We start from the raw sequence: 15213 nt of genomic DNA on the forward strand, positions 1-15213 counted from the left end.
TTAAAAGAACTAGTTTTATTCCATGAAATGATATGATAATACCAAAAGGAGTTGATCTTAAAATGGAAAACCATTTGTTACGACATTACCTTGCAACAATAGCATTCAGAGCATCAAAAGCTCTTACAAATATTCCTAAAAACTTTCCTGATTTTGAAACAGGCAAAGGTGTACGAAAACCGCTTGAAATTCTTCACCATATGTCCGACGTCCTTACCCTTGCTTGCATTGCCTTTGAAATAAAGGATGAACAAAACAACGAAGTCCAAAGTTGGGAGAAAGAAATTGACAGGTTTTATCACCAGTTAGAACAACTCGATGAAGCTTTAGCACAAAATAAATTCCCAACAACTTTAACAATTGAACAAATTCTGCAAGGACCTTTTGCAGATGTGATGACACATATAGGTCAACTTTATACATTACGAAGACTAGCTGACTCTCCAGTTACGGGAGAAAGCTTTATAAAAGCTAGTATTACAATTGGTCATATAAGGTACTAAGGTAAGAATAATTCACAATTAAAAAAATATTGATACAAACATCCGAAGAGTTGGATCAAAAAACAAAACCCCTACTCAAGTTAGTAGGGGTTCTCCTCCTGAAATTCATCTTGCCTTAATAAACATTTGAACCCAAGCACCCTGATAGAAACCTACTCCAATTGCGTCATACTCTGGTTTTAAAATATTTTGACGATGACCTGGTGAGTTCATCCATGCATTCATAACTTCTTGAGGTGTCTTTTGACCTTTTGCAATATTTTCACCTGCACTTGAATAGCTAATTCCGAATGTTTTTAACATATCAAAAGGTGAGCCATGATTAGGACTTGTATGTGAGAAGTAATTAGAATTAATCATGTCTTGCGCCTTTTTCTCGGCTACATTTTTAATATCTGCTCGGTGTGTGAGCGCTCGCAATCCTTGTTTTGCTCTTTCTTGATTAACGAGTTGTGCAACTTGTTCTTCAAAGCTACTTGTACTTGATGCTGTAGCTTTTAAACGGATAACCTCGCCTATTTGCATATTACGTGGCTCTACTGAAGGGTTTAATTTCATTAATTGTTGAAAATCTAATCCGTAACGCTGGGCTATGTACCAAAACGTATCCCCTTTAGATACTTTATAAAACTCAAACGGTGGCTCCTTAAATGTTGTAATTGCTGCTTGTGAAAAAACTGGTAATGACAAGCATAAAATCATTGTGATTAAAGCTAGTTTTCTGAACATCTAACTTCCTCCAATATGTTTGTGTTATTTTTATTACCTCACTAGGGTTATCTTTCTTCCTGTTGTGAATACATTAATTTTACTTTTTTTGTTCAGAGTTTTTTTAGAGGTAAAAGTTTTCTTTTACATTTAAATATTCGTCTTCAGAAATATGACAATTTTTATTTCTATCGTCACTATCTGAATAAGTCGATATTCCTGTATAGTTATCAATTGAGGGCAGAATTTAGACATGTATAACAGTAGGAGGATATACGATGAAGTCAAAACCTATTTCAATTACCGAAAGAATTCCGACGATTGACATTATTAGAGGTTTTGCGTTATTTGGGATATTTCTTGTAAATATGCCAGCATTTCACTCACCAGATTTTTTCATTCAAATGAATGGATTGGAGAAAGAGGAAACCGGATTCGACTTTTGGGTCGATTTATTTTTTCAACTTTTTATTCAAATGAAATTTTTCACAATTTTTTCTTTTTTATTTGGTTTAGGTTTTTATATCTTTATGAATCGTGCAGAACAAAAAGGTCTTAAGACCAAAGCATTGTTCACACGGAGAGTTCTCGTTCTTTTACTGTTTGGTCTTCTTCATTTAATTTTTATGTGGTTTGGAGATATTTTACACACCTATGCTATCGCAGGGCTTTTGCTACTTATGTTTTATAACAGAAAGACAAAAACACTACTTAACTGGGCTTTTGGTTTATTAATAGTCTTTCATGCGTTAATGAGTATTCATTTTTTAGTACCTACGGAGATGTTAGAGGCAATTGAAGCAGACATGCACAATTCGGAGCAGGGTTTAACAGAGTATGTAAACATCTATACAAATGCTAGTTACATTGAATGGGTTACGTACCGATTAGGTGTAGAAATTGGCCCAATTCTTTCACAACTACCATTTACAATGATTCCGGTACTTGCCATGTTTCTATTCGGATTATACGCAGGGAAAATTGGAGTATTTCAGCCAAATTCTCCTCATTGGAGTACTGTGAGAAAAACGTGGCTTGTTACCCTTATATTAAGTCTTCCTTTTGTCACATATTTAGCATTACTAAAACTAAGCATCATTGACTTAGGTGTAAAACAATCAGCAACAACACAGCTTTTTACAAGTCTTAGTGGAATAAGTCTTTGTTTCTTTTACATAACGTCTCTAATGATACTATTAAAAAAAGAAAGTTGGCAAAAAAGACTCCGCCCACTCGGGTATGCAGGACAAATGGCATTAACAAACTATTTATTGCAAACGATTCTCTGTTTCATACTTTTTCTCGGTTTTGGACTTTACGGAAAAATCAGTTTAACAACTGGCACCATTCTTTGTCTAATCATCTATCCACTGCAGATGTGGTTAAGTTTTCTGTGGCTAAAAAAATATCGGTTCGGCCCATTTGAATGGTTATGGCGATCTTTAACTTATGGTTATTTTCAGCCAATTAAAAGAGAAGATGCAGCAGATAAGCTTAAGAAAACCTCTTTATAAGTTTATCCAAGGTTCAAACAAAAGATGGAGACAACCGATGTCTCCATCTTTACTATTTCGTATTCAATGGTTTTAATTTTGCTTCAATTTGTTGACGTTTCGGCTCCAAGAATGGAGGTAGTGCTAATGTTTCTCCTAAATAGTCAAGCTGTTCATCTGTATCAAACCCAGGTCCATCTGTTGCAAGTTCAAAGAGAATTCCGTTTGGCTCACGAAAGTAAAGTGAGTGGAAATAAAATCGATCAACATAACCAGAGTGTTGAAAACCGGCTGCAGCAATTCGTTCAATCCATTGTTTAAGCTCTTCATCATCCTTTACTCGGAAAGCAACGTGATGAACTCCACCTCTTCCTAGACGTTCAAATGGAAGGTCACTTCTTTCTTCTATATGAACCTCAGCACCAGATCCACCCTCACCAGTCTCAAAAACGCGGATAGCCGGTTGATTTTGAACTAAAGACGCATAGCTTTCCTTTTCTCTAAAGCCTAGCAAATTTGTTAGAACCGCGACTGTTTTTTCAGGTTTTCGAACAGTAAGACGAATGGGACCTAAACCACGAATTGCGTTTTCCTCACTAATTGGGCTGTTCTTCCAATGTGTTCCACCCTTTACACCTTTATTTTCCTGATCAGATACCATAAGTAGTCGTTGGCCTTCAGGATCTTGAAATGCTAAGGTTAAACGACCTCCTCTTTCCACGATCTCTTCATGAGGAATGATTAGCTTTCCAAACTGTTCCTTCCAAAACGCGAGAGCCTGATTGTCCCTTACACGTAGTGATATGCTTGAGATACTACTTACTCCCTCATGATTTTTAGCTGCTCGAGGGATTTCAAAAAATGTAAGTTCTGTTCCTGGATTTCCCTTTTCATCACCGTAAAACAAGTGATAAACCGATGTATCATCTTGATTGACGGTCTTTTTCACAAGACGCATTCCTAGTACTTTCGTGTAGAATTCTAAATTTAAAGATGCGTCCGCTGTCATAGCCGAAACATGGTGATTTCCTAACAATTCCATTGTTAATAACTCCCGACTTTTTTTAGTTTGAATTCAAGATTCTCGAATGTATTTATTTTATCATACCAGCCTATTTAATTCCTCTATTTGGGTAAAAGACTCTCGAAGGATACGTTTTGACTTTTAACTTTAATTTATTCATGTAGAACATTGATTGAATTTCTTTATCTTTAATACTTTCTTCCTTAAGAAAAGGAACAATCTGCTAATAACACTACATATTTTCTCGAAATTAGTGTATAATATAGCTAGGATTAAATCTCATTAACTAAAGGATGTGTTTGAATGAGGTTTCAGCAGCAAGTAGAAAAACCACCAGAGGTTAATCTGAAGATTTGGAAGTGTGCATCAGATACCTGTAATGGTTGGATGAGAGATAATTTCAAATCTGATACTGAACCCCACTGTCCTCTTTGTGGACATACAATGGTTGAGGGCGAACGTACCCTACCAGTATTAGAAAATTTTTCAGCAGTTAGTCTTAAAAAAGGATAAATTCATTCGTGTATCTGAGGGTGGCTCATAGGTTTTGAACCACCCTCATTTTACATATCTTTAAATTTCTCCTAAGTCCATCGTATGTCTTCCCTCGTACACCTCATTTAAATATTCTTTCATACGTTTTACCTTCTTCCGGTTTACTCCCATATCATAATAACCTGTTTTTGAAGCTGATCTAACATGAATGAGTTGATTTCCTCTATCATAATATTTTCCATAAAATCTAGTATAAAAACAACGTTTACTGTTTAACGATCCTTGGAAGGTCTTGCAACCTTTTTAAAAAATGGTAGTCTAATAGATAGATAGTAACTGAAAGTAGAGAAAGGATATTTTATGAGAACTGAAAAACAAAAAAAACGCAAAAAGAAATTTGCTCGAAAGCTTGGTTTAACTTTTGTCACTTTACTAACCATCTTCGTAGGACTTGTCGGTTATATGTATTGGCAGTATCGAGACGGGGTTGAACAAGCTAAGAGTGAAACTTCTATTCAACAAGAAGAGTACGTTTTTGATGGAAATGAAGATATAAATGGGAATACAAATGTCCTTCTACTCGGAAGTGATACTAGAGGAGAAAAACAGGCGCGATCGGATACAATAATGATTGCTCAATATAATCCTAACACTGGAAAACCTAAACTAGTCTCAATTATGAGAGACTCTTATGTTGATATTCCAGGTCATGGTAAAAATAAAATTAACACAGCATTTTCCTTAGGTGGTCCTGATTTATTACGTAAAACGATTAAAGAAAACTTTGGTATTGAACTGCAATATTACGCAATAATTGATTTTCAAGGTTTTGAAAAGATGATTGATGTTGCATTTCCAGACGGAGTTGAAATTGAAGTAGAAAAACAGATGTCTGAAAAGATTGGTGTAACAATTAATCCAGGTTTACAAAGATTAGATGGTGAGCACCTATTAGGATATGTTCGTTTCAGACAAGATAAAATAGGAGATTTTGGACGTGTGGAACGTCAACAACAAGCCATTCAAGCGATTAAGGATCAACTAATCAGCTTGGACGGCGTCACAAAACTACCTAAGCTAGTTGGTGCAGTAACACCTTTTGTTAATACTGACATAGGAACAACCGATACCTTGTTTATTGGGAAAGACGTCCTTACAGGTGGCGCAAGTACTATTGAAACCTTACGTATTCCTGTTGATAATGGATACACGAACGAAAGATACAGTGGCGCTGGAGCAGTCCTTGATCTCGATTTTGAGAAAAACAGTACAGCTATCCAGGAATTTTTATCTAAATAAGTAAAGGTCTGACAGGGATTTTACCTTGATCAGACCTTTTTTATTCTCTTGGATCCTATCGATACTTCTTACTTCAATTCTCATGTATTCCCTCGCGCCTTATGATTAGTTGCAACGACCGCATCGCTAATCAATTTGCTGAAATCCCCATTGTCCAACACCTTTAATCCTTCTGCAGTTGCTCCACCTGGAGTTGTTACTTGTTCACGAAGTTCGCTGGGCTGTTTTCCGGCCTTAAGCATCGACGCTGATCCATACATCATTTGGCTGACTAAATTCTTAGCAACTTCCTTGGAGATCCCGTATTCTTGAGCCTTTTCAATTAGCGATTCTGTAAAGAGATAGAAAAATGCTGGTGCACTTCCCGTTATTGCGGTTAGGTCATGAATTTGTTGCTCTGTGCAAAGCTGAGACTCTCCTATAGCGTTTAATAGGAGCTTTAAATGACTTAAATATGAATCTTCTACATGTTTTCCAAAGCAATACAACGAAATGGATTCGCCTATTTCTGCTGCGGTATTAGGCATTATCCATGCTACAGCTGTGTTAGAAGGTAATTTCCTTTCCAACTTAGTTGGCCCCATTCCTGCGGCAATTGTTACAATAAACTGGTTATCTATCAGCTCACTAAGCTCTTCTAGGATAAGTTCATGGGCTTCTGGAGGCATGGCTAAGACAATTATGTTAGCCTTATCCACAGTGGATTTCCAGTCTTCAACAGGCACTACCTGGTATTTTTCTTGAAGTAATTTTAGCCTTTGTTTATCCGAACGATTTGATACAAAGATATCTTCTATATTATTTCTACTGGTATTTACTAATCCGGATATAATGGCTTCGGCCATTCTTCCGGCTCCGATTAATAACATCGTTGGTTTCACTTCCATTGCCTCTTCTCTCTACTTAATTGAATCATTGTGTAATTCTTATTTTTTCACATATCACCAGCGTATTCAATTAAACCATGACTTGAATTTTATTTTAAATAAAAAAAGACAAGTATGGTACCCCATCCTGCATATAGTGATAGAAGACAGGCTAAAAGGGGGATTAACTTGCGCTTATTTGTTATTAAAAGGAAATGGCTGTATATGATCGTAGCTAGCTTTATTGTCGGTTTTGGTGGTTGGTATCTATTAAGCTCTGAATCAATCATCACAACATCAAAGTCAGTTGATACAGAAGAAAAGAAATTGGAAATCAACATGGTGACGGGAGAGTTTAAATCCAAAACCGCTGATGGGAAAGAAATTGAAGCTTACCGCTTTGATCCTGGAACCATCCTTCTTGAAAAAAATAACGATGTTACGTTAAGTATAGTTGGGGTTAACGGCGAAGAACACCCTTTCTATATTGAAGGCACTTCAATAAAAGGTGTTGTTAAAAAAGGACAAGAAACAGTCGTAAATTTAAATTTTAAAGAAGAAGGAACCTATCGGCTTATCTGTGATACTCACTCTACTTCCGAACACGGTATTCCTATGATTGCTTATATTGTCGTCGATTAACGACTTGAAGAGACCTTTAAAAAGGTCTCTTCATAATTCTTGCTCAATTCAGTTATAACATTTTATTCTTTTAGTAGAGCTGACAACTGATCGTATAATTCATTTCGAACCAATTCCTTTTCATCTCTTCTTGCTTGTAGATCTTGCAGTTTGCTTAAGTCCTTCTCATTATTCATGTCTCTTTCGATGATGAAAAGATCTTGTTCAACTCTTTCTAAAAAGTCTTCAATCTCTTTATCAGGGGCTTGAAAACTCTTTTTGATAACCTTAGCCCTCTCTCTTTCTATCTTCGGTTCAGATTTTTCACCTATTTTCAATAGTTGTTCATCTAGCTTCTGCTTGGCCCACTGGTATGGACCGTTAAATGCATATAACTCTTGATTTTTCAGCCAATATGTTTTCTTAAATAATTTGTTTAGAAAATATCGGTCATGAGAAACAGCAAGGATTGTACCTTCAAATTCTTCTAGTGCTTCCTCTAACACTTCTCGTGAATCAATATCTAAGTGATTGGTTGGCTCGTCGAGTACTAAAACATTTACATCTTGATGCATTAATTGAGCAAGTCTTAATCTCATTAGCTCTCCACCACTTAACCCATCAATTTTCTTATAAACATTTGCCCCAAAAAATAAAAATCTTGCAAGAACATGTCTTGCGTCTCCTTCTGTCATTTTCACCTCATCTCTAAAACACTCTATTACAGTTTGAGTTGGCTTGGCCCCTCGTAGATGCTGTGAAAGATATCCAATTCGAACATTGCTGCCAATCTGTACCTTTCCTTCATCAGGTACAATTTCACCTAATAAGAATTTTAAAATCGTTGATTTTCCTGTCCCATTTTGACCAACGATTGCTGCTCGATCTTTGTGAAAAATTTCTAATTTTATGCGATTAAAAAGTAATTTTTGATCAAATGATTTTGTTACTTCTCCTAATCTAAAAACATCTTTTCCACTGCGGTTACCTGTATCAAAAAGCAGTCCCATTTTCTTTCTATCTAATACAGGCTTCTTAAACTTCTCCATTCTTTCGAGTGCTCTTTCCATATTCCTTGCCCGCTTATGAAGTCCCTCGTTTGGTGGATTTGCTTGATTAGCCCACTCCCTTAACCGTTTAATTGCTTCTTTCATTTTCTTTATTTTTTTCTGTTGCTCTTGATAAGCTTGAAATTCATGAAGTAGTTTTTCTTGTCTTTCTTTAATAAAATTCGTGTAATTCGTATGATAAACCGTCACTTCTCCATCTTCCAAATCAAAGATTTTTGTTGCTACCTCATCTAGAAAATAACGATCATGTGAGATAATCACAACAGTTCCTAGGTACTCCTTAAGAAATTTTTCGAGCCATTCTACTGCAAAAATATCAAGATGATTCGTTGGTTCGTCAAGTAGTAACAGATCTGGACTTTGTAAGAGCATTAATCCGAGGCAAACCTTCGTTTGCTCACCCCCACTTAAGTGATTAAAGGGTTTTGATATTAAATCTTCTATTTGCAACCCATTCACCACTTTTTGCAGCTCTGTTTCCATTGTGTATCCTCCTAAAAATGTAAAGCGCTCCTGAATCTCTCCATATTCTTTGAGCAAAAGTCGGATCTGATCATCATTTTTATCTATCATCTCATTTTCAAGTTGTTTTAACTTACTTTCCATCTCCATCAGCTGTGTGAAAGCCGTTAACAATACATCCTTTGTTGTTGCATCAGCTGAAAAAGTTGGAATTTGGGCTAGGTAACCTACCTTTAATCCCTTTCTTTTATGAATTACACCTTTATCTACTTGTTCACTTCCTGCGATCAGTTTGAATATCGTTGTCTTTCCACTTCCATTTCGTCCAACAAGTCCAATTCGATCATTTTCTTGTAATTCTAACGATAATTGATCAATTACCAGTTGACCACCAAAAGATTTACTTATTTCATTTATCGAGCAAATAATCATTTTATGAAACCTCCATTTTATTAACTGAATAATTTTAATATTTACGAAACAAAAAAACCATAGATAAGACACTTCTTACCCACGGTTTTTTGCACAAAAAAGAGAGGACAATGAAGAGTCCTCTCCTTTACATATATACTTACGTAGTAGGTGAAAAAGAGATGGCTTAACATTCTGTAGTAACTATGAAATTGTTAAAAAAGGGCATACGTATCCCGTTAGTAACAATTGCATGAAAAATTGCACGACAAATATAAATATAATCTAGAAATTTTGCACGTGCAGCTACAGAATGATTCATCTCTTCTCACCTCCCACCCGATTAATTTTCCTTATTATTATATTATAAACGAATTAACTTGATTTTTGAAATATATGCCAAATACTTTTTTTGTAATTGATTCGATGTAAGTTTGAAGCCCTTATACAAGGGCTTCCTTTATTTCACTCACTTTCCTACCGACAATAATAAGATCTCTTTCAATACCATCAAGCTCTGCCACATTAGGAAGTAAGCCCCATGTTTCAAAATCGAATTGATTAAATAATTTTAAGCTTGTTTTGTTATGACCAAATATGAATCCAAGTAATGTTTTTATCTTTAACCGAGAACAATCTTCTATTGCTAACTTTAAAAAAAGTCGCCCTAAGCCCTTACCTTGCATAGTTGGATCGATGTAAATACTTAATTCTGCTGTACCAACATATGCCGGTCTTCCATAAAATGATTGAAAACTAAGCCAGCCATAAATGGTCCCATTTCTTTCTGCTACCCTTAGTGGGCGGTGATTTTCACTGTGTTGATAAAACCATTCTTCTCTGCTATCCACTGAAACAGTTTCTGTATCAGCAGTTGCTAACCTTCCTGGAATAGACAAATTATAAATCTCAACTATTCTGGGTAAATCTTCGATAGTAGCAGTTCTTGTTGTCATTTTTTCCATGAACAGAATTCCCTTCATACATAAATAAATGCTTATTCTAGTGTATACTAACTTCTTTATAAGGTCATTGCGTTTGAATTTTTTTCTTGAAAAAATACCTATTTATTGAAATCTTTCGAAAAATGGGTTAATATACAATTTGTAAGCGTTTTCCAATCCGACAACTATTCACAACAGCATTCTTCTCTAACGCCTCTACTATCTCTAGTAACTAACCATCACCTAGATTTCTCTACATAAAGCGCAACTAAAACTTAGGAGGTTTGTGTATGACGAAGCTAGCACTAAATGTCAATGAACGACTTGAAGGATTTTTAACTGGAACGAAAAAGCTTTATATTGATGGTAAATTCGTAGAAAGTCAGTCGAACAAAACATTTGATACCCCTAATCCAGCAACAGGAGAAACGTTAGCAACAGTATATGAAGCGTGCGAGGAAGACATTGATTTAGCGGTAAGAGCTGCTCGTAAAGCATTTGATGAGGGGCCTTGGTCAAGAATGAGTGCTGCTGAAAGAAGCAGACTCATGTATAAGCTTGCAGATTTAATGGAAGAAAACAAGGAATTACTTGCTCAATTAGAAACATTAGATAATGGGAAGCCAATTCAAGAAACAATGAATGCTGATGTTCCTTTAGCAATCGAACATATGCGATACTATGCAGGTTGGTCAACAAAAATTGTTGGTCAAACGATTCCAGTAAGTGGACCACACTTTAACTATACACGCCATGAGGCTGTAGGGGTTGTTGGTCAAATCATCCCTTGGAACTTCCCATTGCTGATGGCCATGTGGAAGATGGGTGCAGCTCTTGCGACAGGTTGTACAATTGTATTAAAACCAGCTGAACAAACACCACTATCGGCTTTATTTCTTGCCGAACTTTTTGAAGAAGCTGGCTTCCCTGCCGGTGTTGTAAATATTGTTCCTGGTTTCGGTGAAACAGCAGGAGGAGCTTTGGTTGATCATCCTCTCGTAAACAAAATTGCATTTACTGGTTCAACAGAAGTTGGCAAGCTTATTATGCAAAATGCCGCTAAAACAATGAAACGCCTCACATTAGAGCTTGGTGGGAAGTCACCAAATATTATTCTCCCAGATGCAGATTTATCAAAAGCAATTCCTGGTGCTTTAAGTGGCGTAATGTTTAATCAAGGTCAGGTTTGCTGTGCAGGTTCTCGTGTTTATATTCAAAAGAAACAATACGATAACGTTGTAGCCGATATGGCATTACATGCTAAAAATATTCGTCAGGGAGCTGGCTTAGATCCTGAAACACAAATTGGACCACTTGTATCACAAGAGCAACAAAATCGTGTACTAAGCTATATTGAAAAAGGTGTACACGAGGGTGCGGAAATGGTAGCTGGTGGCGGAACCCCATATGATCAAGGATACTATGTTTCTCCTACAATTTTTGCAGATGTTAATGAAGAAATGACAATTGCAAAAGAAGAAATTTTCGGACCAGTTATTGCTGCCATGCCGTTTGATGATATAGATGAAGTGATTAATCGTGCAAATCAAAGTGATTATGGTCTTGCAGCTGGATTGTGGACTCGTGACATTGCAAATGCACACTATGTTTCTAGTAAACTACGTGCTGGTACTGTATGGGTAAACTGTTACAACGTTTTTGATGCAGCATCCCCATTTGGTGGATACAAGCAATCAGGAATTGGCCGTGAAATGGGCTCCTATGCATTAGCAAACTATACTGAAGTTAAGAGTGTTTGGATTAGCTTGAAATAAATGAGACAAAAAGGACCTATTCGACGAATAGGTCCTTTACTTTGGTGCGTAGCCACTTTGACGCAATAAAAAGATAAAAGTTACTTTATGTCTTCAAAGTAGTCTTTGTAGTAACCTCCAACTTTTCCAGTGTTATCGATGACAAAATAAAACTCTTCTGTTTCGTTCTGAACTGAGTATGTCTTTCCACTTGTTAGCGCTCTGTTTACCATATATTTTTCAGCATTCGTATGTACGCATTTAACCTGCTTTGCTGCTGTAGTTTCTTGCCATGTTTTATGTATCATGTTTATCGACCCCTTATTGTGTTTCCTTCTATTATATAGAGTTCACCCTTTCATGCCAACATTGAATTTGAATGCGTGTTTATCTATAGTAAAAAGACGAAGAAACATTTTCTTCGTCTCACAAAACTATCAAAAATCAGATTAATCAACTAAATCTGGCTGTTCCTTTAGGATTCGATTCCATAATGGTTGAAATTGAAACCAGCCTGCATCTGAAGAACCAACTTGCTTGCTAGTAACCTCAGCACTCGTGGTTTCGATCAATACTGGAGTACCTGCTGATTCTGCTATCAGCTGTGCTTGGCAGGAACGCTCCATTGTAATGAACCACCAAGCTGCTTCATCCACTGTGTTACCAACAGTTAACAAACCATGATTTCTCAAAATACATGCCTTGGAACTTCCTAGTGTTTTGCCAATGCGTCTACCCTCTTCAACTTCTAAAACAATTCCCGTGTAATCATCAAATAAAGAATGATCATTATAAAATGCACAAGCATCCTGAGTAATCGGATCTAATAATCGCCCTAGTGATGACCAAGACTTTCCATAAATTGAATGGGCATGTGCGGCAGCAATGACATCAGGTCGTGCTGCGTGAATTTGAGAATGAATCGCAAAAGCGGCGCGGTTAACTGGTAATTCACCTTCTACAACATTTCCTTCATGATCGCAGAGGATTAAATCGGAAGCCTTAATTTGACTAAAATGCATTCCAAAAGGATTTACCCAAAAATGATCTTTTTTCTCTGGATCTCTAGCTGTAATATGACCAGCAACTCCTTCGTCAAAACCAAATTTTGAAAATAACCGAAACGCACCCGCAAGTTTTTGCTTTAAATGCTGTCTTTCTTCATCATTGGAATTGAATACTGGAGGCTTAAAGTTTAATTTCATTACAGAAGTCATATAATCCACCTTTCACATTAAAGATCTACTCCCTTACATCATGCAATTTTCATGCCATATTGAACCTACAACTAATACGATTGTTTTAGACAAAAGATCGCTATAATCTTGAATTTCATAATCTTTTTAATTCATTCTTGAATAAATTAATTCATTTTTGAATTAGTCACTTGCTTTTCTTTTCATCATAAATTCACTGAAAATAGCATACCCATTATTTTGAGGTGAAGCCTTATGGAACAAATCGAGAGGTTAGCGAAAGAAGCACTTAAAACCATGGTTGATGAATTAAACGAAAATCAGAATGAAGATGGTTCTTGGAATTTTTGTTTTGAAGGTGGACCTATGACAGATGCTTTCCTACTAATGACGTTAAAAGGGTTAGATATACATGATGAAAATCTCATAAAGGGCTCTGTGAATCGAATAATAAGTCTCCAAACAAATAATGGATCTTGGAAAGTCTATCCTAATGAGGAATTTGGCAACCTGACTGCAACAGTCCAAGCCTATAGTGCATTATTAGTTTCTGGCCACTACAAGAAAAATGATTTGAACATGAAAAAAGCTGAGATGTTTATTCGTGAAAATGGTGGACTTGGCAAGACGCACTTTATGACTAAGTGGATGTTGGCCGCAAACGGACTATTTCCTTGGCCAAAATTATTTTATATTCCTATGAGTTTTTTACTCATTCCTCCTTCCTTCCCAATTAACTTTTTTCAATTCAGCACCTATGCAAGAATTCACTTTATTCCAATGATGATCGTCGCAAACAAAAAGTTTTCACTTAAACATGATCATTCACCTAAATTAGATCACCTATTTATCTCTCACGATAGAAATAATACATGGGAACTGTATCATCATGATCGTTCAGTGACAGACATCTTTACAAAGGAGATGCAAAAGCTAGCGCACTTTCCTGCATATTTCCACCGGCTAGGCTATAGCTATGCTGAGCGATACATGACTGCTCGAATTGAAAAGGATGGTACGCTTTACAGTTATGCAAGTGCAACGTTTTTCATGATTTATGCATTGCTAGCACTTGGATATGAAAAAACATCACCACAAATTCAGCAAGCAATCCAAGGTGTAAAAACGCTGGTAACAACCTGTGGAAAAAATAAGCATCTTGAAAACTCCACATCTACTGTTTGGGACACCTCTTTAATTTCATATACCCTTCAAGAAGCAGGTGTTCCGATTTCTCATTCTATGATTAAGAAATCTACTACTTATTTGCTTCATAAGCAACACGATAAACGGGGAGATTGGGTTGTGCACAATTCTCTTGTTCCACCAGGAGGATGGGGCTTTTCGGATATAAATTCTCTAAACCCTGATAATGATGACACGTCTGCAGCATTACGGGCGATAACTAAATATGCTGTAACTAATCATGAGGCTAGAGAGGCTTGGCATAGAGGTACCAACTACCTTCTCTCGATGCAAAATCAAGACGGTGGTTGGGCAGCCTTTGAAAAAAATACAGATTCTTACCTATTAACTTACATTCCACTTGAAAATGCAAAAGATGCTGCAATCGATCCGTCAACTGCAGATTTAACTGGTCGAGTCCTAGAATACTTTGGAAATTTCGCAGGCTTAACAATGAAACATCCAAGTATTAGTGCTGCAGTGAACTGGCTTTTTCAAAATCAACAAAAAGACGGATCCTGGTATGGGAGATGGGGTGTTTGTTATCTTTACGGAACTTGGGCAGCTGTTACAGGTTTGCGTGCTGTGGGGGTACCTAAATCAGATCCTCATATTAAAAAGGCCATACAATGGATTAAATCTGTTCAGGGAATGAAGGGTGGCTGGGGTGAGTCTTGTCAAAGTAGTGAAATGAAGCAATACGTTCCTCTTCCATTTAGTACTCCTTCACAAACCGCCTGGGCACTAGATACACTTCTATCTAGCAGTGAAAAGCAGGAACCTTCAGTAATGAAAGGAATGCTTCAATTAATAAATCAGAAATGGGAAGAAGAATCATTATCCTATCCAACAGGAATTGGCTTACCAGGGCAGTTTTATATTCGATATCATAGCTATAATAAGATTTTTCCATTATTAACGATCGCTCATTATTTAAAAAAATAATTTCTACTACTATTTATACTAGTTTCTTCATGATAGAATTTGTCATAATACCCATTATCAAGGAGGTGTCTTTATGCTAGAAAGCGAAGATAATCGAATAGAGCTTCAAGTAAAGGCAGATGTATCAGGTGTGGTTGTCGAAGGTGATGAAGGTGAATTAACCTATCAAGGTACTCGATTTAAGGAATTTAAGAGGTTTTAAGGATAATTAAGTCTGACTACTTAATTGGTCAAATG

General features: G+C 36.4%; 16 protein-coding genes and 1 pseudogene. 8 read left to right on the forward strand and 9 right to left on the reverse strand.

All coding sequences use genetic code 11. The annotated features are described in order from the left end of the window. Positions 1-32 precede the first annotated feature (32 nt). The gene (locus ACFFIX_RS21245; protein WP_378937639.1) at positions 33-503 is read left to right on the forward strand and encodes a hypothetical protein; all 471 of its coding nucleotides are present in this window, start codon (positions 33-35) and stop codon (positions 501-503) included. A gap of 105 nt (positions 504-608) precedes the next feature. On the opposite strand, the gene ACFFIX_RS21250 is transcribed toward ACFFIX_RS21245, so the two are convergent. Next, positions 609-1232, reverse strand: a complete 624-nt coding sequence (locus tag ACFFIX_RS21250) for a CAP domain-containing protein (protein WP_378937640.1) — start codon at positions 1230-1232, stop codon at positions 609-611. A gap of 257 nt (positions 1233-1489) precedes the next feature. On the opposite strand from ACFFIX_RS21250, the gene ACFFIX_RS21255 reads away from it, so the two are divergent. Then, a complete protein-coding gene (locus ACFFIX_RS21255; RefSeq protein WP_378937642.1) occupies positions 1490-2725 on the forward strand; it encodes a DUF418 domain-containing protein in 1236 nt (411 codons plus the stop codon). A 52-nt stretch (positions 2726-2777) separates the two neighbouring features. Here ACFFIX_RS21255 and ACFFIX_RS21260 read toward each other — a convergent pair whose 3' ends face one another. After that, entirely contained in the window at positions 2778-3746 is a 969-nt protein-coding gene (locus tag ACFFIX_RS21260; protein WP_378937644.1) for a ring-cleaving dioxygenase, read from the reverse strand. Between the two features lie 285 nt (positions 3747-4031). Between ACFFIX_RS21260 and ACFFIX_RS21265 the strand changes: the two genes are divergently transcribed. Beyond that, positions 4032-4241 carry a cold-inducible protein YdjO-related protein gene (locus tag ACFFIX_RS21265; protein ID WP_378937646.1) on the forward strand — a complete coding sequence of 70 codons (210 nt, stop codon included), beginning with the start codon at positions 4032-4034 and terminating at the stop codon, positions 4239-4241. 60 nt (positions 4242-4301) lie between these two features. Here the strand turns inward: ACFFIX_RS21265 and ACFFIX_RS21270 are convergent. After that, a pseudogene (locus ACFFIX_RS21270) lies at positions 4302-4442 on the reverse strand (DUF1499 domain-containing protein); the annotation flags it as partial. 141 nt (positions 4443-4583) lie between these two features. Here ACFFIX_RS21270 and ACFFIX_RS21275 point away from each other — a divergent pair. Then, positions 4584-5522: an LCP family protein gene (locus tag ACFFIX_RS21275; protein ID WP_378937649.1), complete on the forward strand. Its 939-nt coding sequence runs from the start codon at positions 4584-4586 to the stop codon at positions 5520-5522. A gap of 80 nt (positions 5523-5602) precedes the next feature. Here the strand turns inward: ACFFIX_RS21275 and proC are convergent, their stop codons facing one another. Next, the gene (gene proC / locus ACFFIX_RS21280) at positions 5603-6409 is read right to left on the reverse strand and encodes a pyrroline-5-carboxylate reductase (protein ID WP_378937650.1); all 807 of its coding nucleotides are present in this window, start codon (positions 6407-6409) and stop codon (positions 5603-5605) included. A gap of 168 nt (positions 6410-6577) precedes the next feature. On the opposite strand from proC, the gene ACFFIX_RS21285 reads away from it, so the two are divergent. Further along, positions 6578-7030 carry a cupredoxin domain-containing protein gene (locus ACFFIX_RS21285; protein WP_378937652.1) on the forward strand — a complete coding sequence of 151 codons (453 nt, stop codon included), beginning with the start codon at positions 6578-6580 and terminating at the stop codon, positions 7028-7030. A gap of 62 nt (positions 7031-7092) precedes the next feature. On the opposite strand, the gene abc-f is transcribed toward ACFFIX_RS21285, so the two are convergent. The 3 genes from abc-f to ACFFIX_RS21300 form a co-directional block, all read right to left on the reverse strand. Continuing rightward, positions 7093-8973, reverse strand: a complete 1881-nt coding sequence (abc-f, locus tag ACFFIX_RS21290) for a ribosomal protection-like ABC-F family protein (protein WP_378937654.1) — start codon at positions 8971-8973, stop codon at positions 7093-7095. 166 nt (positions 8974-9139) lie between these two features. After that, entirely contained in the window at positions 9140-9274 is a 135-nt protein-coding gene (locus tag ACFFIX_RS21295) for an RAxF-45 family protein (protein ID WP_378937657.1), read from the reverse strand. Between the two features lie 121 nt (positions 9275-9395). After that, positions 9396-9917 carry a GNAT family N-acetyltransferase gene (locus tag ACFFIX_RS21300; RefSeq protein ID WP_378937659.1) on the reverse strand — a complete coding sequence of 174 codons (522 nt, stop codon included), beginning with the start codon at positions 9915-9917 and terminating at the stop codon, positions 9396-9398. Between the two features lie 269 nt (positions 9918-10186). Between ACFFIX_RS21300 and ACFFIX_RS21305 the strand changes: the two genes are divergently transcribed. Then, on the forward strand, positions 10187-11671 hold the full coding sequence (locus tag ACFFIX_RS21305; RefSeq protein WP_378937661.1) for an aldehyde dehydrogenase family protein: 1485 nt from the start codon (positions 10187-10189) through the stop codon (positions 11669-11671). An 80-nt stretch (positions 11672-11751) separates the two neighbouring features. On the opposite strand, the gene ACFFIX_RS21310 is transcribed toward ACFFIX_RS21305, so the two are convergent. After that, positions 11752-11958, reverse strand: a complete 207-nt coding sequence (locus tag ACFFIX_RS21310; protein WP_378937663.1) for a DUF6501 family protein — start codon at positions 11956-11958, stop codon at positions 11752-11754. A 141-nt stretch (positions 11959-12099) separates the two neighbouring features. After that, complete coding sequence (locus ACFFIX_RS21315) at positions 12100-12867, reverse strand: class II aldolase/adducin family protein (RefSeq protein ID WP_378937665.1); 768 nt, start codon at positions 12865-12867, stop codon at positions 12100-12102. A gap of 234 nt (positions 12868-13101) precedes the next feature. On the opposite strand from ACFFIX_RS21315, the gene shc reads away from it, so the two are divergent. Next, the gene (gene shc, locus ACFFIX_RS21320) at positions 13102-14976 is read left to right on the forward strand and encodes a squalene--hopene cyclase (RefSeq protein ID WP_378937667.1); all 1875 of its coding nucleotides are present in this window, start codon (positions 13102-13104) and stop codon (positions 14974-14976) included. A 73-nt stretch (positions 14977-15049) separates the two neighbouring features. Beyond that, on the forward strand, positions 15050-15178 hold the full coding sequence (locus tag ACFFIX_RS21325; RefSeq protein WP_378937669.1) for a DUF2500 family protein: 129 nt from the start codon (positions 15050-15052) through the stop codon (positions 15176-15178). The last annotated feature ends 35 nt before the right edge of the window (positions 15179-15213 follow it).

Origin of the sequence: Metabacillus herbersteinensis, assembly GCF_042433335.1 — a bacterium.
Classification (GTDB): Bacteria; Bacillota; Bacilli; order Bacillales; family Bacillaceae; genus Metabacillus; species Metabacillus herbersteinensis.

Bases quoted from the DNA above. Each gene is read 5' to 3' on its own strand.
- ACFFIX_RS21245 (WP_378937639.1), top strand. From the start codon at position 33: ATGATAATACCAAAAGGAGTTGATCTTAAAATGGAAAACCATTTGTTA.
- ACFFIX_RS21250 (WP_378937640.1), bottom strand. From the start codon at position 1,232: ATGTTCAGAAAACTAGCTTTAATCACAATGATTTTATGCTTGTCATTA.
- ACFFIX_RS21255 (WP_378937642.1), top strand. From the start codon at position 1,490: ATGAAGTCAAAACCTATTTCAATTACCGAAAGAATTCCGACGATTGAC.
- ACFFIX_RS21260 (WP_378937644.1), bottom strand. From the start codon at position 3,746: ATGGAATTGTTAGGAAATCACCATGTTTCGGCTATGACAGCGGACGCA.
- ACFFIX_RS21265 (WP_378937646.1), top strand. From the start codon at position 4,032: ATGAGGTTTCAGCAGCAAGTAGAAAAACCACCAGAGGTTAATCTGAAG.
- ACFFIX_RS21275 (WP_378937649.1), top strand. From the start codon at position 4,584: ATGAGAACTGAAAAACAAAAAAAACGCAAAAAGAAATTTGCTCGAAAG.
- proC (WP_378937650.1), bottom strand. From the start codon at position 6,409: ATGGAAGTGAAACCAACGATGTTATTAATCGGAGCCGGAAGAATGGCC.
- abc-f (WP_378937654.1), bottom strand. From the start codon at position 8,973: ATGATTATTTGCTCGATAAATGAAATAAGTAAATCTTTTGGTGGTCAA.
- ACFFIX_RS21295 (WP_378937657.1), bottom strand. From the start codon at position 9,274: ATGAATCATTCTGTAGCTGCACGTGCAAAATTTCTAGATTATATTTAT.
- ACFFIX_RS21300 (WP_378937659.1), bottom strand. From the start codon at position 9,917: ATGGAAAAAATGACAACAAGAACTGCTACTATCGAAGATTTACCCAGA.
- ACFFIX_RS21305 (WP_378937661.1), top strand. From the start codon at position 10,187: ATGACGAAGCTAGCACTAAATGTCAATGAACGACTTGAAGGATTTTTA.
- ACFFIX_RS21310 (WP_378937663.1), bottom strand. From the start codon at position 11,958: ATGATACATAAAACATGGCAAGAAACTACAGCAGCAAAGCAGGTTAAA.
- ACFFIX_RS21315 (WP_378937665.1), bottom strand. From the start codon at position 12,867: ATGACTTCTGTAATGAAATTAAACTTTAAGCCTCCAGTATTCAATTCC.
- shc (WP_378937667.1), top strand. From the start codon at position 13,102: ATGGAACAAATCGAGAGGTTAGCGAAAGAAGCACTTAAAACCATGGTT.
- ACFFIX_RS21325 (WP_378937669.1), top strand. From the start codon at position 15,050: ATGCTAGAAAGCGAAGATAATCGAATAGAGCTTCAAGTAAAGGCAGAT.